The 23366-nt window shown below is 71.7% G+C and carries 22 protein-coding genes; 10 read left to right on the top strand and 12 right to left on the bottom strand.

The genetic code is table 11. The features are described 5' to 3' along the window. Window positions 1-406: 406 nt before the first annotated feature. From EV372_RS10830 to dnaA, 5 genes are all read right to left on the bottom strand, one after another. Window positions 407-880, bottom strand: coding sequence for a DciA family protein (locus EV372_RS10830; protein ID WP_174546430.1), 474 nt, complete (start codon window positions 878-880; stop codon window positions 407-409). Window positions 881-959: 79 nt separating this feature from the next. Beyond that, entirely contained in the window at window positions 960-2093 is a 1134-nt protein-coding gene (gene recF, locus EV372_RS10825) for a DNA replication/repair protein RecF (protein ID WP_130395902.1), read from the bottom strand. A gap of 96 nt (window positions 2094-2189) precedes the next feature. Then, on the bottom strand, window positions 2190-3089 hold the full coding sequence (gene gnd, locus EV372_RS10820) for a phosphogluconate dehydrogenase (NAD(+)-dependent, decarboxylating) (protein ID WP_130395901.1): 900 nt from the start codon (window positions 3087-3089) through the stop codon (window positions 2190-2192). A gap of 98 nt (window positions 3090-3187) precedes the next feature. Beyond that, window positions 3188-4327, bottom strand: a complete 1140-nt coding sequence (gene dnaN, locus EV372_RS10815; protein WP_130395900.1) for a DNA polymerase III subunit beta — start codon at window positions 4325-4327, stop codon at window positions 3188-3190. Window positions 4328-5457: 1130 nt separating this feature from the next. After that, window positions 5458-7413 (bottom strand): chromosomal replication initiator protein DnaA, encoded by a 1956-nt coding sequence (gene dnaA / locus EV372_RS10810; protein ID WP_130395899.1) that lies wholly within the window; start codon window positions 7411-7413, stop codon window positions 5458-5460. An 816-nt stretch (window positions 7414-8229) separates the two neighbouring features. Here dnaA and rpmH point away from each other — a divergent pair. From rpmH to EV372_RS10770, 8 genes are all read left to right on the top strand, one after another. Beyond that, window positions 8230-8373 carry a 50S ribosomal protein L34 gene (gene rpmH / locus EV372_RS10805; protein ID WP_013155858.1) on the top strand — a complete coding sequence of 48 codons (144 nt, stop codon included), beginning with the start codon at window positions 8230-8232 and terminating at the stop codon, window positions 8371-8373. 94 nt (window positions 8374-8467) lie between these two features. Then, window positions 8468-8941 carry a ribonuclease P protein component gene (rnpA, locus tag EV372_RS10800; RefSeq protein ID WP_130395898.1) on the top strand — a complete coding sequence of 158 codons (474 nt, stop codon included), beginning with the start codon at window positions 8468-8470 and terminating at the stop codon, window positions 8939-8941. Then, window positions 8938-9252 (top strand): membrane protein insertion efficiency factor YidD, encoded by a 315-nt coding sequence (gene yidD, locus EV372_RS10795; protein ID WP_026338384.1) that lies wholly within the window; start codon window positions 8938-8940, stop codon window positions 9250-9252. Before rnpA ends, yidD begins: the two co-directional genes overlap by 4 nt. A gap of 28 nt (window positions 9253-9280) precedes the next feature. After that, window positions 9281-10225 (top strand): membrane protein insertase YidC, encoded by a 945-nt coding sequence (gene yidC / locus EV372_RS10790; protein ID WP_130395897.1) that lies wholly within the window; start codon window positions 9281-9283, stop codon window positions 10223-10225. A 137-nt stretch (window positions 10226-10362) separates the two neighbouring features. Further along, window positions 10363-10851: a Jag family protein gene (locus EV372_RS10785; RefSeq protein ID WP_019609531.1), complete on the top strand. Its 489-nt coding sequence runs from the start codon at window positions 10363-10365 to the stop codon at window positions 10849-10851. A gap of 340 nt (window positions 10852-11191) precedes the next feature. Continuing rightward, window positions 11192-11902 (top strand): 16S rRNA (guanine(527)-N(7))-methyltransferase RsmG, encoded by a 711-nt coding sequence (gene rsmG, locus EV372_RS10780; protein WP_130395896.1) that lies wholly within the window; start codon window positions 11192-11194, stop codon window positions 11900-11902. A 134-nt stretch (window positions 11903-12036) separates the two neighbouring features. Continuing rightward, window positions 12037-12852, top strand: coding sequence for a ParA family protein (locus tag EV372_RS10775; protein ID WP_197044403.1), 816 nt, complete (start codon window positions 12037-12039; stop codon window positions 12850-12852). 28 nt (window positions 12853-12880) lie between these two features. Next, on the top strand, window positions 12881-13813 hold the full coding sequence (locus EV372_RS10770; protein ID WP_165435979.1) for a ParB/RepB/Spo0J family partition protein: 933 nt from the start codon (window positions 12881-12883) through the stop codon (window positions 13811-13813). Window positions 13814-13957: 144 nt separating this feature from the next. Here EV372_RS10770 and trxA read toward each other — a convergent pair whose 3' ends face one another. The 3 genes from trxA to EV372_RS10755 all read right to left on the bottom strand — a co-directional run bounded on the left by trxA (window position 13958) and on the right by EV372_RS10755 (window position 15865). Then, the gene (gene trxA, locus EV372_RS10765; protein ID WP_019609527.1) at window positions 13958-14281 is read right to left on the bottom strand and encodes a thioredoxin; all 324 of its coding nucleotides are present in this window, start codon (window positions 14279-14281) and stop codon (window positions 13958-13960) included. Window positions 14282-14372: 91 nt separating this feature from the next. Then, entirely contained in the window at window positions 14373-15305 is a 933-nt protein-coding gene (gene trxB, locus EV372_RS10760; RefSeq protein ID WP_013155849.1) for a thioredoxin-disulfide reductase, read from the bottom strand. Window positions 15306-15604: 299 nt separating this feature from the next. After that, window positions 15605-15865: a hypothetical protein gene (locus EV372_RS10755; protein ID WP_130395894.1), complete on the bottom strand. Its 261-nt coding sequence runs from the start codon at window positions 15863-15865 to the stop codon at window positions 15605-15607. Window positions 15866-16068: 203 nt separating this feature from the next. On the opposite strand from EV372_RS10755, the gene EV372_RS10750 reads away from it, so the two are divergent. Both EV372_RS10750 and EV372_RS10745 read left to right on the top strand, forming a co-directional pair. Next, on the top strand, window positions 16069-17217 hold the full coding sequence (locus EV372_RS10750) for a sensor histidine kinase (RefSeq protein ID WP_130395893.1): 1149 nt from the start codon (window positions 16069-16071) through the stop codon (window positions 17215-17217). Then, complete coding sequence (locus tag EV372_RS10745) at window positions 17214-17918, top strand: response regulator transcription factor (protein ID WP_130395892.1); 705 nt, start codon at window positions 17214-17216, stop codon at window positions 17916-17918. Before EV372_RS10750 ends, EV372_RS10745 begins: the two co-directional genes overlap by 4 nt. Before the next feature lie 81 nt (window positions 17919-17999). Here EV372_RS10745 and EV372_RS10740 read toward each other — a convergent pair whose 3' ends face one another. The 4 genes from EV372_RS10740 to murJ all read right to left on the bottom strand — a co-directional run bounded on the left by EV372_RS10740 (window position 18000) and on the right by murJ (window position 23258). Next, on the bottom strand, window positions 18000-18908 hold the full coding sequence (locus EV372_RS10740; protein WP_486484127.1) for an anti-sigma factor: 909 nt from the start codon (window positions 18906-18908) through the stop codon (window positions 18000-18002). After that, window positions 18905-19531, bottom strand: a complete 627-nt coding sequence (gene sigM / locus EV372_RS10735; RefSeq protein WP_130395891.1) for an RNA polymerase sigma factor SigM — start codon at window positions 19529-19531, stop codon at window positions 18905-18907. The genes EV372_RS10740 and sigM overlap by 4 nt, the downstream gene beginning before the upstream one ends. A 22-nt stretch (window positions 19532-19553) precedes the next feature. Beyond that, window positions 19554-21194, bottom strand: a complete 1641-nt coding sequence (locus tag EV372_RS10730; protein WP_130395890.1) for a protein kinase family protein — start codon at window positions 21192-21194, stop codon at window positions 19554-19556. A gap of 279 nt (window positions 21195-21473) precedes the next feature. After that, the gene (murJ, locus tag EV372_RS10725; RefSeq protein WP_130398862.1) at window positions 21474-23258 is read right to left on the bottom strand and encodes a murein biosynthesis integral membrane protein MurJ; all 1785 of its coding nucleotides are present in this window, start codon (window positions 23256-23258) and stop codon (window positions 21474-21476) included. Between the last annotated feature and the right edge of the window lie 108 nt (window positions 23259-23366).

The raw sequence follows: 23366 nt of genomic DNA, 5'->3' as shown, positions 1-23366 counted from the left end.
GTGACACGGTGATCGGGAGGGTCTGCGTGCCGCGACACCTGGGGGATCACCGTTCGCCACAGGGGCCGTCCGCCCACCCTCTTCTGGGGGCGTGGGACCGGCTACAGGCGTCTGAAGAACCGTCTCCATGATACCCCGCACGGTGCGACAAAGTGGCATTGGCGGCCCTGTGCCGCCTCACAACGAACGTTCAGGGAGGGAGACGACTCCCTACACGCGGGAGGGGCTGCGCGCAAGTCCCGGTGCGGTTGAGTGGCGCCTGCGGCGAGCGGCGACCCCGGCGCGGCCCGCACCCCTCCCCGGCCGCGCCGGACATCCTCCGGAACGGCGTTCACCTGGGGATATCCATAGGCCGCGAAAGGGGAGGAAACGGATACCCCCGTACCGCGGCCCGGGCGGACGCGCCTCAGCGGCGCCGGAAACCGGGGCCGCGGACCTTGATGGCGACGACCGTGCCGTCGCCCAGCTCCTCGTTGAGACGGCGCATGAGATCGCGCACCATCGCTCGCGCGTGGGCCGCCATGGTGGGTGAATCGGCCACCACGACCAGTTCCCCGTCCGAATAGCTCTCAGGCCGCAGGTGTTCTGCGTTGAAATCGCCCACGATGTCCGCCCAGCGGCCGAACACGCCGCCGATGGCCACCTGCTCCTGCCAGCCGTGTTCGATCAGCCACGTGCGCACGGCCTCACCGAACATCTGGGGCTCGTTGCGTGACCGCAACCGGCCACGCCGCCGCGAGCGCTGGAGGCCCCGGGGCACCGCGCCGCGGTCCTTGGCCTCGGCCCGGGCGCGCGCGAGCGCCTGGCGGGCCAGGTCGGCCCCCGTCGGGGCGGGGGGAGCCGACGGCCCCGGCTCCGACGGACGCCGCGCTCCGTCCACAGGCTGTGGACGGAGGCCTCCGCCGCCGTGGTCGGCCGCGCCGGAGGCCGATCCCCGGTCCACAGGGTGTGGATAACGCTCACTCACCCGCGACGCCCCCCTCGCGCACGCCGAACCGCGCCCCGTCCAGCTCCTTGGGGATGTCCTCGGGCACGGCCGCGGTCACCAGGACCTGTTCGGCGTCGCCGACGCGCTCGGCCAGCCTGCGACGGCGCTCGCTGTCCAGCTCGGCGAACACGTCGTCCAGGATCAGCACCGGGTCGTCGCCGTCGGAGCGCAGCAGGTCGAAGGCGGCCAGCTTGAGCGAGAGGGCGTACGACCAGGACTCGCCCTGGCTGGCGTAGCCCTTGGCGGGCATCCCGCCCAGTCGCAGGACCAGGTCGTCGCGGTGCGGGCCCACCAGGCTGACGCCGCGCTGGAGCTCGCGGTCGCGGGCCTCGACCATGGCCGCGCGCAGGATTTCCACAAGCTGTGGACGGCCGGTCGGCGGTTCAACCCCCTCGGGGACCGCGCCGCTGCGGTAGTCGGGGACGGCCGGGCCCCCGGAGTCGGTCAGCCCGGCGTAGGCCTCGGCGATTCTCGGGCGCAGCTCCTCCACCAGCTCCAACCGCGCCGCCAGCAGCTCCGCGCCCGTCTCCGCCAGGTGGGAGTCCCACACCTCCAGCGTGCTCAGGTCGGGCGCCGAGCGCTGGCGGAACATCCGGCCGGAGGCCGACTTGAGCAGGGCGTTGCGCTGCTTGAGCACCCGGTCGTAGTCCGAGCGCACGCCAGCCATCCGGGGCGCGCGCGCCACCAGCAGGTCGTCCAGGAACCGGCGCCGCTCGCCGGGGTCGCCCTTGACCAGGGCCAGGTCCTCCGGGGCGAAGAGCACGGTGCGCAGGATCCCCAGGACCTCGCGCGGGCGGCCCGCGGGCGCCTGGTTGATCCGGGCCCGGTTGGCCCTGCCGGGGTTGAGCTCCAGGTCCACCACCATGGACCGCTCGTCGCGCACCACCTTGGCCCGGACGATCGCGCGGGGGGCGCCCTGGCGGACCAGCGGGGTGTCGGAGGAGACCCGGTGGCTGCCGAGGGTGGCCACGTAGCCGATCGCCTCGACCAGGTTGGTCTTGCCCTGGCCGTTGGCGCCGACGAACACGCTCACGCCGGGGCCCAGCTCGACGAGGGCCTCACGGTAGGACCGGAAGTCGGCCAGTTGCAGGTGGGATACGTACATCCGGCCTTCCTCCTGGGGCGGCGGCGGTCGGGGGAAGGGGTCGCTCCCGGGGACGGCCCGTGGGCTGCGTCCCCGGGTCGGGGGCGGGAGGACGCCTCAGACGTCGATGTCGTCGGAGGTCTCGGCGCGGTGCACGGCGTGTCCGCCGAACTGGTTGCGCAGGGCCGCCACGACCTTCATCGCCGGGCTGTCGTCCTGGCGGGAGGCGAACCGCGCGTACAGGGAGGAGGTGATCGCCGGGGCGGGGACCGCGAGGTCCACGGCGGCCTGGACGGTCCAGCGGCCCTCGCCGGAGTCCTCGGCGTAGCCGCGCAGGCGCGACAGCTCGGGGTCCTCCTCCAGGGCCCGCGAGAGCAGGTCCAGCAGCCAGGAGCGCACCACGGTGCCCTCGCGCCAGCTCTCGAACGTGCCGGGGACGTCGTCCACGAGGCCGGAGGCGACCATGAGCTCGTAGCCCTCGCCGAAGGCCTGCATCATGCCGTACTCGATGCCGTTGTGGACCATCTTGACGAAGTGTCCGGCGCCGACCGCTCCGGCGTGGACGAAGCCCACGCCCTCCTCGGGCACGAGGGAGTCGAAGACCGGGCGGGCCTTCGCGACCTCCTCGGCCGGGCCGCCGACCATGATGCCGTAGCCGTTCTGGCGGCCCCAGACACCGCCGCTGACACCGGCGTCGAGGTAGCCGACGCCCTTCTCCGCGAGCGCCTTGGCGCGGATGCGGTCGTCCGCGTAGTGGGAGTTGCCCCCCTCGATGACGAGGTCGCCCTCGTCCAGGAGCTCGCCCAGTTCGGCGATGGTCGCGGCCGTGGGGTCACCCGCGGGGACCATCACCCAGACCACCCGGGGGGCGGCCAGCCGTTCGACCAGTCCGGCCAGGGTGTCGACGTCGCGCTCCGGCGAGGCGACGTCGTACCCGACGACCTCGTGGCCCTTCTCCCGCAGCCGGGCGGCCATGTTGCCGCCCATCTTGCCGAGACCGATCATTCCGAGCTGCATGGTTGCTCTGCTCCCCTTCGCCGCCTGTGGATGGACGCCGGCCGGCCCGGGTCGCGGACCGGATCCGGCAGGTGCCAGTCAATCGGACCGGCCGCGGATCAGCCCGGCTGACGCACCGGCATGATCAGGTAGCGGTACTCGGGGGAGGAACCCTCCTCCGCGGGCTTGCCGGTCAGGATCGACGGCTTGGTCGAGGTGGTGAAGTGCAGGCGGGCCACGTCGGTGCCGATGGCGCCGAGCCCGTCCAGGAGGAACCCGGAGTTGAAGGCGATCTGGATGTCGTCGCCGTCCAGGTCGGCCTCCAGGACCTCGACCGCCTGCGCCTCCTCGCCGGTGCCCGCCTCCAGGACCAGCTGGCCCTGGCTGAAGGACAGCCGCAGCGGGGTGTTGCGCTCGGCGACCAGCGAGACGCGCTTGACCGCCTCGACGAACTCGGAGCGGCTGACCTCGGCCACCGAGTTGAAGGTGTCCGGCAGCAGCGCCCGGTACTTGGGGAACTCGCCGTCGAGCAGGCGGGTCGTGGTGCGGCGGCCGCCGCCCTCGAAACCGATCATGCCCTCGCCGGAGCCGCCGTCCGAGAGGGCGATCGAGACCTCGGCGCCCGAGGTGAGCGACTTGGCGGTGTCGTGGAGGGTCTTGGCCGGGACCAGCGCGACCGCGGACAGGTCGGGGTTCTCCGGCTTCCAGGTGAACTCGCGCACGGCCAGGCGGTAGCGGTCGGTGGAGGCGAGCGTGATGGTCTCGCCCTCGATCTCGACGCGCACGCCGGTGAGCATCGGCAGGGTGTCGTCGCGCCCGGCGGCCACGGCCACCTGGCTGACCGCGGCGGCGAAGGCGTCGCTGCCGACGGTCCCGCTCACACCGGGCATCTCCGGGAGCGTGGGGTAGTCCTCCACCGGCATGGTGGTCAGGGTGAACTTCGCGCTGCCGCCGGTGACGACGACCTTGGCGCCGTCGGTGGAGACCTCCACAGGCTGTGCGGGAAGGTTGCGGGTGATCTCGGCCAGGAGCTTGCCGGTGACCAGGACCGTGCCCGGCTCCTCGACCTCGACGTCCACCGCGGCCTGGGTGGAGACCTCGTAGTCGAAGCCGGACAGGCGCAGCTGCTGGCGGCCGTCGAACTCACCGGCCTCCAGCAGGATGCCGACGAGCACCGGCACCGAGGGGCGCGTCGGGAGTGTGCGCGCGGTCCAGGCGACCGCCTCGGCCAGTACGTCGCGTTCGACCCGGAACTTCACTTTCCGACTCACTTTCCGCACGACCGGCGTACCGGTCGAAGCCTCAACGTTGCAGCTCGTGGATCTGTGGGTCCGCCGAGGGCTCCGTCCACAGGGCTGTGGAGGCCGCGCCGGTGGCGCCGGGAGCTGTCTCGGATCCCGTGTGGGGTCACCGCTCGGATGCGGGCGGCGGAGGACAGGGGCGAGACCACACGTTACCCGGATTCACCCGCTGCCGCTGACAGCTCAGCACCGGGCTGTCGTCGCGCCTGTCTCGGAGAGTTGTCCACAGATTTTCCGCGGAGCGGTTGTGAAGCCACATCTTGGTTAATGAAGGTGCGCAGTAGTAGTAGGGCCTGTGGATAGTGTGGATAACCCTTGTTTTCGCAGGTCAACCTGCGGATTTTTGTCCACAGGGCCTGTGGGTAACCCTGTGGGTAACTTGGCCCGCCTGTGGACGAACGAAGTCGTCCCCAGGTTTTCCACACTCCGTCCACAGCTTCGTCCACAGGTTTTCCCCAGGTTCTCCACAAGGATCGGTGGTTCAGTCATCGGATGACCCACCGCCGTGTCCACAGGGACGGGGGTGGTTACCCACAGGCTCGGCGCGCTTTTCCACAGGTTGTCCACAGGGTTGTCCACAGATTTGACCCCCCTCCTGTGGATAACTTGGGCGAGAGAGCGCCAAAATTTTTTTCCGAGCCCCTCCACAGAACACCCGAACCCCGACAAAGGGTCTGTGCACAGGTTTGTCCACAGGGACGATTCCCCTTCCGCGCGCCGAACACCGGCTCGGAGGCCTCCGACCAGGTGTGGGAAGGGCAACAGCGGCTCCGGAAGGCCTGGAAAACAGGGAGAACAGGGCGTGCCGGGCACGAACCCGTCCGGAGGTCGGCAGAGGCGGCGAACCCCTCCAGAGGCGGGCGTTCGTGCGCACAAGCCTGTGGATAACTCGGTCGCAGGCGTGGTGGGGCCCTGTGGATAACGTGTGCCGCCTTGGGACTGCGTCGCCTTGGGGACGTGTCGACAGGTAGCCGTGTCGACAGGTGGCCGTGTCCACAGGCCGACACACCGCGGCGGGCCGCGGACCGAACGCCGCGGGGCGGCCCCCGTCCCGGAGGCCGCCCCGCGGCTCGTGCACAGCCTGTGGATCAGGTCAGCGAGGGCTGGTCCTTGATCCGGCTGGTGAGCTCGTGCACCTGGTTGTAGATGGACCGGCGCTCGGCCATCAGCCCGCGGACCTTGCGCTCGGCGTGCATGACCGTGGTGTGGTCGCGGCCGAACTGCTGCCCGATCTTGGGCAGGGACAGCTCGGTCAGCTCCCGGCACAGGTACATGGCGATCTGGCGGGCGGTCACCAGCACCCGGGAGCGCGAGGTCCCGCACAGGTCCTCGACCGTCAGGCCGAAGTAGGCGGCCGTCTGGGACATGATCGCCCCCGCCGTGACCTCGGGGACCTCGGTGCTGGGCACCAGGTCCCGCAGTACCTGGCTGGTCAGGTCCAGGTCCACCGACTGCCGGTTCAGGCTGGCGAAGGCGGTCACGCGGATCAGCGCGCCCTCCAGCTCCCGGATGTTGGTGGAGATCTTGCTCGCGATGAACTCCAGCACCTCGGGCGGGGCCGCCAGCCCCTCCTGCGCGGCCTTCTTGCGCAGGATGGCGATCCGGGTCTCCAGCTCGGGCGGCTGGACGTCGGTGAGCAGGCCCCACTCGAACCGGCTGCGCATCCGGTCCTCCAGCGTGGTCAGCTGCTTGGGCGGCCGGTCGCTGGAGATGACGATCTGCTTGTCGGAGTTGTGCAGCGTGTTGAAGGTGTGGAAGAACTCCTCCTGCGTCTGCTCCTTGTTCTCCAGGAACTGGATGTCGTCCACCAGGAGCACGTCGATGTCGCGGTACCGGCGGCGGAACCCGTCCGCCTTGCCGTCCCGGATCGAGTTGATGAACTCGTTGGTGAACTCCTCCGAGCTGACGTACCGCACCCGCGAACCCTCGTAGAGGCGGTGCGTGTAGTGCCCGATGGCGTGCAGCAGGTGGGTCTTGCCCAGCCCCGAACCGCCGTGGATGAACAGCGGGTTGTAGGCCTTGGCCGGAGCCTCGGCGGCCGCCACCGACGCCGCGTGCGCGAAGCGGTTGCTGGAGCCGATGACGAAGGTGTCGAAGGTGTACTTCGGGTTCAGGCGCGCGTGCTCGCCCGGCGGGACCTCCTGCGAGCGCCCCGGGGGAGAGGAGGGGGCCTTCGGGGCCTCGTCCTCCACGGGGGCCTCCACGGCCTCCGGAGCGGGCGGCGCGGCCTCCTCGGCCGCCTCCGCCCCCGGTGCGGGCGCCTCCTCCCGCGGGGTCTCCCAGCGGTTGGGCCGGTCCCACTCCGGGTCCGTCCAGGACTGCTGCTGCCACCCCGCGGGCTCCTGCGGCCGCTCCAGCGCCGAGGGCTGCTCCCACAGCGGGGGCGCGGTGGGCGTCTCCTGGGGCGAGGCGAAGGTCTGCTGGACCCAGGGCGCGGGCGCGTCGCGGACCGTGTGCGGCGCCTCGTCGGTGGGGGAGGGGTCGGCCGGGGGCGTAGGTCCCAGCAGGTCGGCCTGCTCCGGGGCCGGAGCAGGGGCCGAGGGCCACGGTGCGGGCTGCTCGGCCGCCTCGGCTGCCGGACGCGCGTGCTGTCCCCGGGAGCCGGGCACGGCCCGCTGGGCGTCCGCGGGCGCCGCCGGGGGAGCCGTCGGCCGGGTCGGGCCCGGGGCGGTGCCCGGCACGACGGGGGAGAAGGCGGGCGCGGTGTGGCCCTCCACGCTGCGCGGGCCCTGGGGCCCCGGGGCGGCGGGCGGCGTCGGGGTGGGCGGCGGGGTCGGCACCGCGGTCGGGTCGACCGTCACCGCGACCCGGATCTCCCGGCCCAGGTGGGCGGAGAGCGCCTTGCTGATCGCCGGGTACAGGCGTGTCTCCAGCACCTTCTTGGTGAACTCGTTGGGCGCCGCGATGAGCGCGGTGTCCTCGATCAGGCCCAGCGGACGGGTCTGCGGCAGCCATGCGCGCTGGTGCGCGGGGAGGGAGTCGTTGTCGATCCCGTCCAGGACGCTGGACCAGACCACTGCGAGGTTGACCTGCGCGTCAGCCAAGACGACCTGCCATGGGTGCTTGTCCCTTCGGTACGGGTCTGTGCGGTGCGGAGTGGGGGGCGGAAGGGGGCGTGGTGACCACGGCGGAGCCCGTGGCGCGTCGGTCGGGTGGGCGCTCGCGGGGACCTGGGGCCGCAGGGAGCGACTTCCCATTGTCCTCCTCCCACGGCGGTGCCGGGTCGGGTCAGGGGGCGAAATCAGCTTGTTTGGGTGGTTATGTGCCTGTGGATAACTTCACTGCCCCCTGAGCTGCGCCTCTGCGCGCACAAGCCCTGTATCCACAGCTTCAGAAGGTTGTCCACAGGTTTTCCACAGGCTTGTCCACAGGATGGCAGATCTCCGCGCGCAGCGCAGAGTTATCCACAATGTGCAGATCAGAAGGTGCGTACGAGGACCGCTCCCGGCATCGGGGGAGCGCCGACCGACGCGAGGGGCAAGTTATCCACAGGCTGAGGTTATCCACAGACACCGGGGGGTGTGGAAGTCTCACACGCCTGTGGACAACGAGTCGTCCACAGGGCGGGGCGGCGAAGAGGCGGGTGCGGGTTCCGCGCCGCCCGTCCGCGGGGGAGAGCGGAGGCGGGGACCGGGGAGGACGCGGGGGAGGGGAGGGGCCCGGCCGGACGTGGGGAACCGCCGTCCACAGGCCCGATTTGACCCCGGCCGGACCAGGTCGTATCTTCTTTATGCTTATGCCGACGATCTGCCTGCGCCCGTGTTCGCACGGAGACGCGGCCACGGCTCATGCACCCGTAGGCCCCGCATATCCTGGGGGTCTGTCGTAGTACTTATCCTGACACGCCCCTGGAGCCAGTAGTGAGCAAGCGTACGTACCAGCCGAACAACCGGCGTCGCGCGAAGGTCCACGGCTTCCGGCTGCGCATGCGTACGCGCGCCGGTCGCGCCATCATCGCCTCGCGCCGTCGCAAGGGGCGCGCGGCGCTGACCGTGAGCCACTAGGCCACGCCCAGCACCAAGCCCTTCGGGACCGTCCGGCCTTCTCGCCGGCCGGTCCCTTTGTCGTGGGAGAAGTACCGAAGCACGAAGGAAGCCGATGCTCTCGCCGAGGAACCGGATGCGCCACAGCGCCGAGTTCGGCTCCGTCATGCGTTCGGGACGGCGCGCGTCCAGGGACTGCCTGGGCGTCGTCTACCTCCCCCCGCCCTCCGGTGTCGCGGACGCCGACCCCCCGCGGGTCGGGTTCGTGGTCAGCAAGGCGGTCGGGGGAGCGGTGGTGCGCAAGCGCGTACAGCGCAGACTGCGCCACCTGATGCGGTCTCGGTTGGCTGTTCTGCCAAACGGTAGCCTGCTTGTAGTGCGCGCCCGACCCGCCGCCGCCACCGCGCGGCACGAGGACCTGGCCGCCCAACTCGACAGCGCGATCGCCGCGGCGACGCGCCCCCGCGGGACGTCGTCGCGCCGCCGGTCCGGCCGGGGCCGACCTCGGCCCCCGGCGGCCGATCCCGCGGTGCGCGAGACAGCAGGGGACCGACGCCCGGACGAGGGCGGAGAGCGGTGGGGCCGATGACCGAGCACAGACCGACGGTGTTCGCGCGCGTGTTGATCCTGCCCATCCGGGGTTACCAGCGCTTCATCAGCCCGCTCTTCCCCCCGGTCTGCCGTTTCTACCCCTCGTGCAGCGCGTACGCCGTCGAGGCGCTGCGCGTGCACGGAGCTCTGTACGGGTTGTGGTTGGGAGCCCGGCGTATCGCCCGTTGCCACCCCTTCAATCCGGGGGGGCTTGATCCGGTTCCGCCGCCCAGGGGGCGCCGGAACGGGGAGTCCGAGGAGTCTGCGGGCGGAGCCGGCCACACCGGAACCCCTCCCGGGGACCAGTAGCTGAAGCGAATCACATAGGAGTTGGCCGGTGCTGGACTGGCTTTACAACATCGTCGGCTGGATCTTGGTCCAGATCCACGCGGGTCTGACCTACATCGGCCTCGACACGGACAGCGGTTGGGCCTGGGGTCTGTCGATCATCCTGCTCACCGTGCTCATGCGGCTCCTGCTGGTGCCGCTGTTCGTCAAGCAGATGAACACGCAGCGCAAGATGCAGGACATCCAGCCCAAGATCCTGAAGCTCCGCGAGCGCTACAAGCACGACAAGGAGCGCTTGCAGCGGGAGTCCATGAAGCTCTACCAGGAGAGCGGCACCAACCCGATCATGGGTTGCCTGCCGCTCCTCCTGCAGATGCCGGTCTTCTTCGCGCTCTTCAGCGTGCTGCGCAGCGTCGCCGAGGGCAACGCCCAGTACAACTTCACCCCGGAGCTGGTGGAGAGCGCGCGTGCGGCGCTCATCTTCGAGGCGCCCGTCGCGGCCCAGTTCAACAGCTCCCCCGAGGAGCTCCTCGCGCTCGGCGCGTCCGACCCGATCATGGCCAAGGTCATCATCGCGATCGCCTGCGTGATCATGGGTACGACGACGTTCCTCACCATGCGCCAGAGCATGAAGCGCAGCGTCTCCCAGATGCCCGACAACCCCATGATGCAGACCCAGAAGATCATGATGTACATGGCGCCCCTGTTCGGGCTCTTCGGTCTCATGATGCCCGTGGGTGTGCTGGTCTACTGGGTCACCTCCAACGTCTGGACCATGGGGCAGCAGCACTTCCTCTACAGCAGGCAGCCGGCCCCCGGCCAGGACGAGGCCAAGGCCAAGAGCGGTGCGTCCGCCAACGGTTCCGCCAAGGGCATGCTCAGCCGAAAGAAGGCGGCGGAATCCGCTCCTGAGCCGAAGGAACAGCCTAAGATCGAACGCAAGCAGCCGAAGAAGCAGCCGCGTTCCAAGCGGGCCGGTGGTGGTTCGCACTAGGTTCTGCGGCTCCCGGCCGAGAAGGCGTTCGAGTGCGCAGGCGACACTGCCCCTGAGGCGTACGGCGGCCAGGGCGTGAGGGATGAGGAGACGGGATCGCTGTGGCAAGTAGCGAGGAAGAGAGCGGTGGCGTAGCGGTGGCTGAGGCGCCTGAGGCCGGAATCGATGTCGAGGCCCTGGAGAACGAGGGCGACATCGCCGCGGACTACATCGAGGGGCTCCTCGACATCGCGGACTTCGACGGCGACATCGACATGGACGTCGAGGGCGACCGAGCGATGGTCTCCGTCGTCGGCGCCACCCTCGACGAGTTGATCGGGGAGAAGGGCGAGGTCCTGGAGGCCCTCCAGGAGCTCACCCGGCTGGCGGTGCACCGGGCCACCGGTGAGCGCAGCCGCCTGATGCTGGACATCGGCGGGTACCGCGAGGACCGCCGCAAGGTGCTCTTCCAGGTCGGGACGGACGCTGCCAACAAGGCCAAGGAGACCGGCCAGACCCAGCCCCTGGAGCCGATGACCCCGTTCGAGCGCAAGGTCGTGCACGACGCGGTGGCCGCCGCCGGTCTGCACAGCGAGTCGGAGGGCGAGGAGCCCCACCGCTACGTGGTGGTGCGGCCCGCCTCCTAGGCGCGGACACCCCGGAGGGGGTGGCGATGTTTCACGTGAAACATCGCCACCCCCTCCGCTTGTGCCCGGCCTCCGCCGTGTGGATCCCCTCGCGGTGTCGGCATGTGGCTCTGTCGACTTCTCGCCATGTGTGGTCGGACCGCGGGCGGGGAAGGCAGAAGCGGGGGCCGTGGATGTTTCACGTGAAACCGCGGTGTCCTCCCGCGCGTAGGATTCAGGGTGGATCCCTTTTCTCCGCGCCGCTGCGCGTCCCCCTTCGCCCACCGGTCCCGCCGTGTGCGCGGACGCCGTGGCGAACCGACATGGAAGTGATGATGGACGAGTTCACAGGTGGTGACCGATGACCTCGGGCACTGAGGAGTCCGGCGCCGCGCTCCCCGCTCCCCCGGCGGAGGCGGAGGCGGTCTTCGGCACCTCCCTGCCGACGGCGCGGCGCTACGCCGAACTGCTCGCCGACGACGGGGTGCGCCGGGGCCTGATCGGTCCGCGCGAGGTCCCCCGCCTGTGGGAGCGGCACCTCATCAACTGCGCCGTCGTGGAGGAGCTGCTTCCCGAGGGCGCGGAGGTGGTGGACGTCGGCTCGGGCGCCGGACTGCCCGGGCTGGTGCTCGGCCTGCTGCGCCCCGACATCCGCATGGTGCTGCTGGAGCCGCTGCTGCGCCGGACGGTCTTCCTCGACGAGGCCGTGGAAATCCTGGAGCTGCCCAACGTGGAGGTGCGGCGCGGCCGTGCCGAGGAGGCGCACGGCGAGGTCTACACCGACTTCGTCACCGCCCGCGCGGTCGCTCCCCTCAGCCGACTCGCCGGGTGGTCCCTGCCCCTCCTGCGCGAGGGCGGCAGCCTGCTGGCGCTCAAGGGGGAGCAGGCGGAGGCCGAACTGGCCGCCGCGGAGGAAGACGTTTCGAAACTGCGGCCCAGCGTTAGCGATGTGATCAGGGTGGGGCGGGGTAAAGTCGATCCCGCTACCACGGTCGTTCGCGTCACGGTGACCGGTGGTCCGCCAGCGCCGAAGGCGCGCGGCGGCAAGAAGAAGCGCGGACGGAAGAGGTGAACTCCTTCGTGAACCCATCCGACAACCCCGGTGTTTCACGTGAAACATCCTCCTACGGAGACCTGCTCGATGTTTCACGTGAAACACCGTCCGGGGTTCCCGAGACTCCGCTCGCACGTGCGGCCCACGAGGCCATGGCGGTTCGCGGGCCCGACGACATCTGGCCCCGGCCCAAGGAATGCCGGGTGATCAGTGTGGCCAACCAGAAGGGCGGGGTCGGCAAGACCACCACGACGGTCAACATCGCGGCCGCCCTGGCGATGCACGGACAGCGCGTCCTCGTGGTCGACCTCGACCCGCAGGGCAACGCGTCCACCGCCCTCAGCATGGAGCGCGACAACCAGACCCGGTCCATCTACCACTGCCTGGTGGAGGACGAGGAGATCCGCAAGCTCGCCCAGCCGGTCCCGGACATCCCCAACCTCTGGTGCGCCCCGGCGACCATCGACCTGGCGGGCGCCGAGATCGAACTGGTCTCGCTCGTCGCGCGCGAGGCCCGGCTCAAGCGGGCCTTCGCCGCCTACGACACCTCGGACCTGGACTACATCCTCATCGACTGCCCGCCCTCGCTCGGCCTGCTGACGGTCAACGCGATGGTGGCGTGCGACGAGGTCATGATCCCGATCCAGTGCGAGTACTACGCCCTGGAGGGTCTGGGTCAGCTGCTGCGCAACGTGGAGCTCGTCCAGTCCCACCTGAACCCGGGGCTGGCGGTCAGCACCATCCTGCTGACGATGTACGACGGCCGGACCAGGCTCTCCCAGCAGGTGGCCGACGAGGTGCGCTCGCACTTCGGGGACACCGTCCTGGGGACGCTGATCCCCCGGAGCGTCCGGGTGTCCGAGGCGCCCAGTTACGGCCAGTCGGTGATGACGTACGACCCGGCTTCCACCGGTGCGGTGGCCTACCTGGAAGCCGCCCGGGAGATCGCCCACAGGGCCAAGGTCTGACAAGCGGAAGAGGAGTGTGGAGGTGCCGGTGAGCCAGCAGCGGCGCGGACTGGGCAAGGGACTGGGGGCGCTCATCCCACAGGGGCCCGCGGCCCCCGCCCCGGTCTCCGTCCCCGAGGAGGAGACCCAGCCCGTCGAGCCACGGGTGGAAGCCCTGCCCGACGGGACGTACCTGGAGGAGGTCGAGCTCAGCTCGATCATCCCCAACCCCCGGCAGCCGCGGAAGTACTTCGACGACCAGGCCCTGGAGGAGCTGCGGGACTCGATCAGCGAGGTCGGCCTGCTCCAGCCCATCGTCGTGCGCAAGCTGGAGGGTGAGGGCGGCCCCCGGTACGAACTCATCATGGGCGAGCGCCGGATGCGGGCCAGCAAGGAGGCGGGGCTCACCCGCGTCCCCGCCATCGTCCGCAGCACCGACGACGACGAGCTGCTGCGCGACGCGCTCCTGGAGAACCTGCACCGGCAGGAGCTCACCCCCCTGGAGGAGGCGGCCGCCTACAAGCAGCTGCTGGACGACTTCGGAGCCACCCACGGGGAGCTGGCCCAGCGGATCGGCCGGTCCCGTTCGCACATCACCAACACCCTGCGGCTGCTCACCCTCCCGCCCAAGGTGCAGACGCGCGTGGCCGCGGGTGTGCTCAGCGCCGGGCACGCGCGGACGCTGCTGAAGGTCGAGGACCCCGACCTCCAGGACCGCCTCGCCGCCCGGGTGGTGGAGGAGGGCATCTCGGTCCGCTCCCTGGAGGAGATGGTGGCCCTGAGGGAGGAGCCCGAGGAGGAGAGGGTCCGCCGCGCCCCCGTCCGGACCGCCAACCCTCCCCAGGTCGAGGAGTGGGCCTCCCGCCTCTCCGACCGGCTGGACACCACGGTGAAGGTCAACATGGGCAAGCGCAAGGGCAGGATCGTCGTGGAGTTCGCGACGCACGAGGACCTGGAGCGCATCATCAGCCAGATGGGTTAGCCCCTCCGGGCGGTGATGTTTCACGTGAAACATCACCGCCCGGAGACGCCCCGGTACGGCGAAGGGCCCCCGAGATCCCAGGGATCTCGGGGGCCCTTCGCCGTACCGTCCTGCGGAGGAGCCGCGGGTGCGGCGGGTTCCGGGTTACAGGAACTCCGCGAGCTCCTTCTCCAGGAGGCGCTTGGGCTTGGCGCCGATGATCTGCTTGACGACCTCGCCGTCCTTGTAGAGGTTCATCGTCGGCAGGGACAGCACGTTGTAGGAGCGCGGCGTCTCCGGGTTCTGGTCGGTGTTGAGCTTGACGACCTCGATCTTGTCGCCGTACTCGTCGGCCAGCTTGTCCAGGACCGGGGCCATCTGCTTGCACGGGCCGCACCAGTCGGCCCAGAAGTCCACCAGGACGGGCTTGTCGCTGGAGAGGACCTCCTCCTTGAAGGTGGCGTCGGTGACGTGCTTGACAGCGGACATGGTTCTCCTTGGTTCGACGTGTCCGGGGCAGGGGGGCGAGGGGGAGTCGGTGGCGGCGGGCCCGGGGCCGGGCCCCGGGTGCCGACCGCCTCTAGTTGCCGCGCGCGGCGAGGTAGCGCTCGGCGTCCAGGGCGGCGGAGCAGCCGGTTCCCGCGGCGGTGATCGCCTGCCGGTACTGGTGGTCGACGACGTCGCCCGCGGCGAAGACGCCCTCCAGGTTGGTCCGCGTGGACGGGAAGTCCACCTTGACGTAGCCCTCCTCGTCCAGCTCGATCTGCTTGTCGAACAGGTCCACGCGCGGGTCGTGGCCGATCGCGACGAACAGGCCGGTCACGTCCAGGGTGCTGGTCTCGCCGGTCTGGGTGTCGAGCACCTTGAGGCCGGAGACGCGCTCCTCGCCCAGGACCTCGGTGACCGCCGAGTTCCAGAGGAAGGTGATCTTGTCGTTGGCGTGCGCGCGCTCGGCCATGATGCGGCTGGCGCGCAGCTGGTCGCGGCGGTGGATGACGGTCACCGACCTCGCGAACCGGGTGAGGAAGAGGGCCTCCTCCATGGCGGTGTCACCGCCGCCGACCACCGCGATGTCCTGGTCGCGGAAGAAGAAGCCGTCGCAGGTGGCGCACCAGGAGGTGCCGCGCCCGGACAGCTCCTTCTCGCCGGGGACGCCCAGCTCGCGGTAGCCGGAGCCGGTGGCGAGGATGACCGTGTGCGCGAGGAAGGTCTCACCGCCCGCGACGACCTCCTTGACCGGCTTGGTGAGGTCGACCTCGGTGACGTCCTCCGGCACCAGCTCGGCGCCGAACCGCTCCGCCTGCTTGCGCATGTGGTCCATGAGGTCGGGGCCCATGACACCGTCGGGGAAACCGGGGAAGTTCTCGACCTCGGTGGTGTTCATCAGCGCGCCGCCGGCGGTGATGGAACCCTCGAACACCAGGGGTCGCAGCTCGGCACGGGCGGCGTACACGGCGGCGGTGTACCCCGCCGGTCCGGAACCGATGATGATGACATTGCGGACGTCACTCACGCTCGTTGGCCCTTCACACAGTCGCTGCCCTGGCCACGCCGTGTGACCTCAGGGGAAGTTGGTTAGCACAACCGATGGTAGGCGCAGGGCATTCCCTTCGGGACATCGCCCCAGGTTACGGGGGTGGGGTATGCGTCGGAGGCGGTGCCGTGCGCCCTTCGGGTCCTTCCCCGTGGGAGCCCGCCGGCGGCCGGACGGCGTCCGCGCGGCGGTCGGAGACCCCGGCAGCGGGGGGAACGGCCGGGAGGCGCGGGACGGCCCCGGGAGGCCGCGTGACCCCGGAGGCGGCCCGGGAGCCCTCAGGGTCGCCGCTGGCGGCCGTCCAGGGCCGACCGTACTCCCAGGGCGAACGCGCCCGCCGCGAGCCCCCACAGGGCGTTCAGGGCCAGGACGGCGACGAGGCCGAACGGCCGGCCCAGCGCCTCGGCGACGCCGGTGACGTCGGTCAGGGGGCGCAGCAGGGCGAGCGCCCCGAGGCCCAGCACCAGCGACCACGCGACCCCGGCGAACGGGCCGTCGGCGTCGGGGCGCTCGGCGGAGGGCGGCTGCCGGCGGTCCACGGCTACCTCACGGACTCGGCGCGCGGTGTCCCACCCGGGACAGTGAAGGGACGTCCGACACCAGGCGCCCGGTCCCCGGACGCGCGTCCGCGCGCGGACGCGCGCCGCTACGCGCCGCGTCCCCGGCGGCCTACGTCCGGACGCGTGGCGGCGCGGTTCCCCGGTCCCGTGCCGCCACGGGGCCGGGTCCGTAGAATCGCCGCATGCCCAGTGACCGCCGGGGCGTCGTGGTCGACGCGCTCTTCGGGTTCGCCGTCTTCGCCGTGGTGGCGATCGCGGTCGCCTCCGACGTCAGCGACACGGGGAACCTGCCGCTCGGATACGGGGTGGCCGGGGTCCTCGGCGCGCTCATGCTGGTCCGGCGCCGCTGGCCGGTCGCGGTCCTGGTCGCCACCTCGGTCCTGGTCGTCGCCAACTACGTGCTCCAGCTGCCCGTCATCGGCCTGGCCGTCCCGGTGGCCGCCGCGCTGTACTCGGCCGCGGAGGCGGGACGCACCCTGTGGTCGGTGGGCCTGGCCGCCGCGCTGGTCCTGGTCTCCACGTTCACCCGTGTGCAGCAGGGGCAGGACCCCGCCTACCTCCTGGGGTACGAGCTGCCCACCACGGTGGCCGTCATGGGCGCGGCCGCGGCCCTGGGCCACGTGCGGTGGCAGCGGCGCCGGGCCGAGCAGCAGCGCGTGCGGATCGAGGTCCTCGACCGGCAGGCGCGCGAGTCCGAGGCGGCCGAGCTCCTGGCGCTCGAACGCACCCGTATCGCCCGCGACCTGCACGACGCCGTGGGGCACCACCTCTCCGTGGTGTCCCTGCACGCGGCGGTGGCCGCGGAGGCCCTGGACGACGACCCGGCGGACGTGCCCGTCGCGCGCGCCGAGCTGGACCACGTGGCGAGGGCCTCCCGGGCGGGGCTGAGCGAGCTGCGCGCCACCGTGCGCGCGCTGCGCGAGGCCGACCCCGGCGGCGACCGGGTCTCCTCCCTCGCGCACCTGGACGAACTCGTGGCGACGGTGCGCGCGGCCGGGGTGGACGTGGAGGTGACCGGGGCGCCCGCTCCCGGTGAGATGTCCGGCATGGTGGACGCGACCGCCTACCGGATCGTCCAGGAGGCGCTGACGAACACGCTGCGCCACGCGCGCGCCCCCCGGGCGCGGGTGGCCTTCTCCAGGAGGGACGGGATGCTCGACGTGACGGTGACCGACGAGGGGACGGCCGCGCCGGTCGCGTCCCCCGGGGGCAGCGGGCTGGCGGGGATGCGCGAACGGGTGCGCCTGGTCGGCGGATCGGTGGAGGCCGCGCCCCGGCCCGGCGGCGGGTTCGGGGTGCGCGCGCTGCTGCCGCTCGGGGACGACCGGTGATCCGGGTCCTGCTCGTGGACGACCAGCCCCTCGTCCGCACCGGGGTGCGCGCGCTGTTGGAGCGCGACGAGGGGATCGAGGTGGTGGCCGAGTCCCAGAACGGCCGCGAGGCGCTCGTGGACATCGACCGCCACCGCCCCGACGTGGTCCTGCTCGACCTCCAGATGCCCGCGATGGACGGCCTGGCGGTGCTCCGCGAGCTGGAGCGCCGCGGCGGCCCCGCGTCCGGGAGGTCCGCGAACGCACATGTCGACACGTCGACGGACCACGGGGTCCGGGTGGTCGTGCTCACCACGTTCGGCGAGGACGACAACGTGTTCACCGCGCTGCGGCTGGGCGCCTCCGGCTTCCTGCTCAAGGACGCCGATCCGGGGCAGCTGCGGGACGCGGTCCGCACCGTGGCGGCGGGGGACGCCCTGCTCTCGCCGGGGGTCACCCGCAGGGTGATCGAGCGCCTCGCCGACACCGCGGTCGCCCCCGGGAGCGCCTCCCGGCTGGACGTGCTCACCGACCGGGAGCGCGACGTGCTCGCCCTGGTCGGACGCGGCATGTCGAACCAGGAGGTCGGCGCCGCGCTCCACCTGAGCCCGGCGACCGCGCGCACCCACGTGGGACGCCTCCTGGCCAAGCTCGGGGTCCGCGACCGGGTCGGCCTGGTGGTGGTCGCCTACGAGACGGGCCTGGTCCGCCCCGGCCGGTGAGCGCACGCCCGCGGGCGTGCGGCCCGGCCCCGTTCCGGCGACATGTCGACACGGCGTCAAAGGGACACGGACCCGGAGCGGTCAGGGCGCCTGGACGGTCTCCTGGTCGAGGACGTTCTGTCCGGGGTCGCCGCCCCGCGCGCAGGCCGGATCGACCACGTACACCTCGAACCGCTCGCCCCGGGGGGAGAACAGCACCCACGCGGGGGAGTCCCCGTCGCCGTAGCGGGCGTCGTCGACCAGGGTGAAGTGCCCGCCGAACTCCTCGCCGAGGAGCACCACGCACTCCTGCACGCCGGGGGGAGCGGCCTCGACGGCCAGGGGAGCGGTCTCCGCGCCCCCGCCGGGTTCGCCCCCGCCTCCGGCACCGGTCCCGCCCACGGGGGACAGGTCGAGCGTCCGGGCGGCCTGCTCGGCCAGGGCCGCCCCGGTGTAGACGGTCCCGCTCCGCACCACCTGAGGCGTGTAGGACTGCGCCGTGTCCGGGGCGTTCTCCTGGCCGTTCTCCGCCAGCGGGGCCGCGACACCGGTCTCCCCGCCCTGGCCGCCCGGGGTGAGCACACCGTTGAACAGGGCCGCGCCGCCGCCCCCCACGACGACCGCCGCGGCGGCGGCCAGCATCATCAGCCGGGCCCTGCTGAGGCTCCGCCCGGTCCGGGGCCGGCGTGGGAGAGGGGTCACCGTGGCGCCGCCGGACGCCGGGAGGTCCCCGGCCGGCGACGGTGCGGCGCCCTCCGCCTCGGCGGGGGCGCCCGCCGCGCGCTCGCGCACCGCCTCCGCGACGCGCTGGTCGAGAAGGTCGGCCACGTCCCAGGGCAGGGCGGGAGCCGGTACGGCGGCCAGCGCCTCGGCCACCCCGGTGAGTTCTCCCAGGGTCGCCGCGCAGGTCGCGCAGGTGTCTATGTGGGCTGCGACGGTGCGTTCCTCGTCGGGCTCCAGGAGCTCCTCGGCGAAGAAGGCGAGTGCCTCCACGTCTGGATGGGACGTCACGATGGGTTGGCACCTCCTCTCCCAGTTGTGACGTCTCCGGCCTGTCGAGGGTTCCTCAGATGGGCCAGCGTCGGGAGAAGTCTGGCGCGACCTCGCGCACACCTGCTCTTGACCGTCCCCGTCGCCACGTCGAGGATCCGCGCGGCCTCCTCCACCCGGTAGCCGAGCATGTCCACGAGGGTCAGCGCCATGCGCTGGTCCAGCGGGAGCAGGTCCAGCGCGGCGTTGACGTCCAGGCGCGTCTCGGTCTGCGAGGCGTGGTCCGGCCCCCCTCCCGAGCGGCCGAGCCGCTCGTTGGACATGAGGTCCAGGGTCTCGTCCTCGGTCGGGGTGGCCGGGCGCACCTTGCGGCGGCGCAGCCGGTCGTGGCAGGCGTTCACCACGATCCGGTGCAGCCACGTGCTCACCTGCGCCTCGCCGCGGAAGCGGTCGGCGGCGCGGAACGCGGACAGGAACGCGTCCTGGAGGGCGTCGGAGGCCTCCTCGCGGTCGCCCATCATGCGCACGGCGACAGCCCAAAGGCGCTCGCGGTGCCGACGCACCAGGACCGCGAAGGCCTGGTCGTCGCCCTGAGCGTGCCTCGTCAACAGCTCCCGGTCAGGAAGCTCCTGGACCGCGTCCATCAGTACCCGATCACGTACCCCGCTACTCGACGCCCCGTACCTCGGCCTCGTAGACCGTCCCCCTCCACTCGCCGGACCCGGCCAGCTCGGTGAACCAGACCACGACGTAGCGGGCCTCGACAGGTTCGTCCAGGGTGACGACCTGGGAGCCGCCCTGGCCCGAACCGACGACCTCGTAGCCGTCCTCGCTGTCCGAGTCGGTCTCACCCGCCAGGATCTGGAACTCGTAGCCGCTGCCGCCGAGGTTGAGGTCGACCTCGTGGACCTCGTGGACGGCGCCGAGGTCGAGCTGGAGGCCGACGCCGGGCTTGATGGCGCTGAGCGGGTCCCTGTAGCCCTGGGTGTTCCACTCCGTGGAGGTGTCCCCGTCGTGGGCGCGACCCGCCTTGTCCGAGTGCTCGTCGGTGTTGCCGTGCGGGTTGAGACCGCGTGACCCCTGGATCTCCAGCGGGCTCAGCTCCACCTCCCCGCCGCCGTCCGCCGCCTGGTCGCCGCCGCCCTCGGACGGGGCCTCCTCGCCCCCGCCCGCGCTGAACATCGTCCCGACCGTCCAGGCGCCGACGACCACACCGGCGAACAGCACGAGGGCCGCCACGCCGATCAGGATCTTGCGGAGCGAGGGCTGCGTGCGCGCGGTCCGCTGCTCCATCCGGGAGGGACCCGGCCGCTCGCGCACCTCGGAGCCGCCCCGGACGGAGGCGCCGCCCCGCGAGGCGGATCCCGTCCGTCCGACGGAACCGTGGCGCGCCTCCTGGTCGTCCCGTGCGCCCGCGGCCCCGCCGCGGGTACCGCGCGGGCCGCGGCGCGGGCCGGTGCTGTCGAACTCGCCGGTGCGCCGGGAGGTCCCGGGCACGGGCGGGGCCGACTCGGCCTGGGTGACGGGCAGGGGGATGAGCCGGGGCACCTCGGCCATGGCCGCGCAGAAGTCGGCCGGCGAGGTGATGGGCGGTCCGGGCACCAGCTGTCCCGCGAGCTGCGGCAGGGCGGCGCGCGTGGTGATGGTGCCCAGGGGTTCGGTGACGCCCTGGCGGATGTGGTGGGGAGGGTAGGGGCCCGCGGGGCCCTCGGGAGCGGCGGGCAGGCCGCTCTGCGGGCCGCCGGGCCAGTGCCCGGTGAGCGCCGCGTAGAGCAGGTTGCCCAGCCCCTGGGCGTCGGTGGCCGCGGGGTCGGGGTTGCCGGCGCCCAGCAGGGCGGCGTCCACACCGATGCCGGTCACCTTGACCGCGCCGCCGCTGCTCCACATGAGCTTGCTCGGGGTCAGGCACAGGTGGTGGAGGCCTCCGGCGTGCGCGGCGGCGATCGCCTCGGCGGCCTCGGCGACCAGCCCGGCGGCGCGCTCGGGCTCCATGGGGCCCTGAGAGAGGAGGTCGGCCAGGGAGGAGCCGATGACCCACTCCTCGACCACGTAGGGGACGGGGGAGGAGTCGTCGGCGTCGAAGACCTGCGTGACGCGGGCGTCGGGGATGCGGCTCGTGGCCCGGGCGGCGCGCACGACCTCGGAGGTGCGCGGGAAGCCCTCGGCGAAGGTCCACACCGCCACGGGACGCGCGAGCGTCTCGTCGGTGGCCTTCCAGCGTGTGGCGCCGCCGGTCTCGCTCACCACTTGGTCCAGGCGGTAGCGGTTGGCCAGCTTCGCCCCGGGTTCGATGAGGAAGGTGCTCATGATGGGAGTGACGGGTGCCAGTGCCGTGGTTTCGCGTGCGTCCGCGCTCCCTGGCCGTCTGCGGACCGGAGCGGTACGGGGTGCGCGCGAGGGGTCCGTCGGCCCTGCCTGCTGTCCCCAGCCTCCCTTCGGGCAGTTCGGTTGAACAATGCGGTAGCGGTAAAGCGATGCCTGTCCATGCTAGGACGCGTGAACAGCATCTTCGGAGGACAACGGATACTCGGCCACCTTCCGGTGCGTAACGGAGCGGGTCCGCTCAATCTCAGCTATTCCTGGTGATCAGCGGCGTCGCAACCGGGTTTTGAGCAAATCGAGGAAGGATGTGACTTCTGTCACTTTGAGGAGCTTTGCGGTCACCACGAACAGCACGGCTCCGACGGCGCCTCCCGCCGCCATCGCCGCCAGACCCGGCCAGACCTCGCCCGGCAGGCCCCGGAAGAGGTAGATCATCGCCACCCCGAAGGCCGCGGACGGGACGGCGGCCAGGTGCAGCCGGAACAGCGTGGCCGCGGTCCGGCGCCCGTCCAGGCCGTTGAGCCGCCGGTGCAGCACGCACCACATGATGACGGAACCGACGACGTAGTACAGGCCGTACGGTACGGGAAGCCACACCACGACGTGCTGCGGTTCGACGAGGAACAGCAGGCCGATCGCCGTGGTCGCGTGGGCGATCTCGGAGGGGATCGACACCAGGGCCGGGGTCCGGGTGTCGCCCAGAGCGTAGAACACGCGCATCTGGAGCTGGAAGAGCGTGAACGGGATCAGCATCACGCAGAAGACCATGAGGATGCGCCCGATGGCGGCCGCGTCCTCGGCACTCGTGCTGCCCTGCGCGTAGATCAGCACGCAGAACGGGATCGCGAACACGATCATCGCGACCGAGAGCGGTGCGATCAGCACCGAGGACAGCCGGAAGCCGCGTGAGAAGTCGCTGCGCACCTGGTCCTTGCGGCCCGCGGCCACGTGCTCGCTCATCCTGGGCAGCAGCGCGGTGATCACCGAGACGGCGATGACCGCGTACGGGAGCTGGAAGAGCATCGACGCGAACTTGTACGCCGCGATGCCCGCGCCGGACTCGAAGCCCGCGTCGGCGGCCAGGGCGCCCGCGCGGGTGGCCACGTTGGTGGAGACCAGCGCCCCCACCTGCGCGACGACGATGTAGAGCATCATCCACGAGGCGGCTCCGGCCGCCTCGCCCAGGCCCGAGCCCCGCAGGTCCAGGCGCGGGCGCCAGCGGAAGCCCGCCGCGGCCAGCGCCCACACCAGGACGGCGGCCTGGACCACCTGCCCCAGGGCGGTGCCCAGACCCAGCAGCATCAGCTGGCCGTCGGTGACGGTCTCGGGGGTGCGCCCCGGACCGGCCAGGTTCAGGAACCACACGCAGACGCCGATGATGACCACGTTGTTCAGCACCGGCGCCCACATGGGCGCGCCGAACCTGTTGCGCGCGTTGAGCATCGCGCTGGCCAGCCCGCTGGCGCCGATGAAGAAGATCTGCGTGACCAGGTACCGGGCCAGGACGACCGAGACCTCGTACTGGGCGCCGGAGAACCCGCCCGCGTAGATGCGGATGAACCACTCCGCGACCAGCACCGACACCAGTGTGAGGGCGAACAGCACCAGCAGCATCAGGGTGACCAGGCGCTGCTCGACGCCGTTGCCCCCGTCGGCGTCCAGCTTGCGCCGCTTGACCAGGAACGGCACGAACACGCTGGCCAGCAACCCGCCGATGAGCAGGTCGTAGACCATGTACGGGACCATGCCCGCCGTCTGGTAGGCGTCGCCCAGCAGCTGGGTGCCGATCGCCGCCGCCAGGATGATGGTGCGCACGAACCCCGTGACACGGGAGACGATGGTGCCCAGCGCCATGATCGCGCTCGACCGGGCGAGGTTGCCCGGCGCCGTGTGGGAGGTGCCGCCGATCTCGTCGCCGTCCTCCATGCGGTCGGCGGTGCCCACGTCACCGATGTCGCTCGGATCCCGGAGCGTGTGCAGTCCGGTCTCGGGCTCGGTGCCCGGCTCCTCGCGCTCGTAGGTGTCGAGCACGTCCTCCGGCATCACCATGGCGGGCCGCCGAGGGGTTCTGTTCCCGTCGGGCGGCTCGGCGTCCCCGGGGGACGTCCGCTGCGGCAGCTCGCTGGACACCGTCGTGCTGTCCTTCACTCTCGTTCG

It is taken from the genome of Nocardiopsis sp. CNZ308, from assembly GCF_004217075.1.
Note: the sequence above shows the minus strand (reverse complement) of the source record. Positions and strands in the feature narration are given on the sequence as shown.

Bases quoted from the DNA above. Each gene is read 5' to 3' on its own strand.
- recF (WP_130395902.1), bottom strand. From the start codon at position 2,093: ATGTACGTATCCCACCTGCAACTGGCCGACTTCCGGTCCTACCGTGAG.
- gnd (WP_130395901.1), bottom strand. From the start codon at position 3,089: ATGCAGCTCGGAATGATCGGTCTCGGCAAGATGGGCGGCAACATGGCC.
- rnpA (WP_130395898.1), top strand. From the start codon at position 8,468: ATGCTCTCGCCGAGGAACCGGATGCGCCACAGCGCCGAGTTCGGCTCC.
- yidD (WP_026338384.1), top strand. From the start codon at position 8,938: ATGACCGAGCACAGACCGACGGTGTTCGCGCGCGTGTTGATCCTGCCC.
- rsmG (WP_130395896.1), top strand. From the start codon at position 11,192: ATGACCTCGGGCACTGAGGAGTCCGGCGCCGCGCTCCCCGCTCCCCCG.
- EV372_RS10775 (WP_197044403.1), top strand. From the start codon at position 12,037: ATGGCGGTTCGCGGGCCCGACGACATCTGGCCCCGGCCCAAGGAATGC.
- trxA (WP_019609527.1), bottom strand. From the start codon at position 14,281: ATGTCCGCTGTCAAGCACGTCACCGACGCCACCTTCAAGGAGGAGGTC.
- EV372_RS10750 (WP_130395893.1), top strand. From the start codon at position 16,069: ATGCCCAGTGACCGCCGGGGCGTCGTGGTCGACGCGCTCTTCGGGTTC.
- sigM (WP_130395891.1), bottom strand. From the start codon at position 19,531: ATGGACGCGGTCCAGGAGCTTCCTGACCGGGAGCTGTTGACGAGGCAC.
- EV372_RS10730 (WP_130395890.1), bottom strand. From the start codon at position 21,194: ATGAGCACCTTCCTCATCGAACCCGGGGCGAAGCTGGCCAACCGCTAC.
- murJ (WP_130398862.1), bottom strand. From the start codon at position 23,258: ATGGTGATGCCGGAGGACGTGCTCGACACCTACGAGCGCGAGGAGCCG.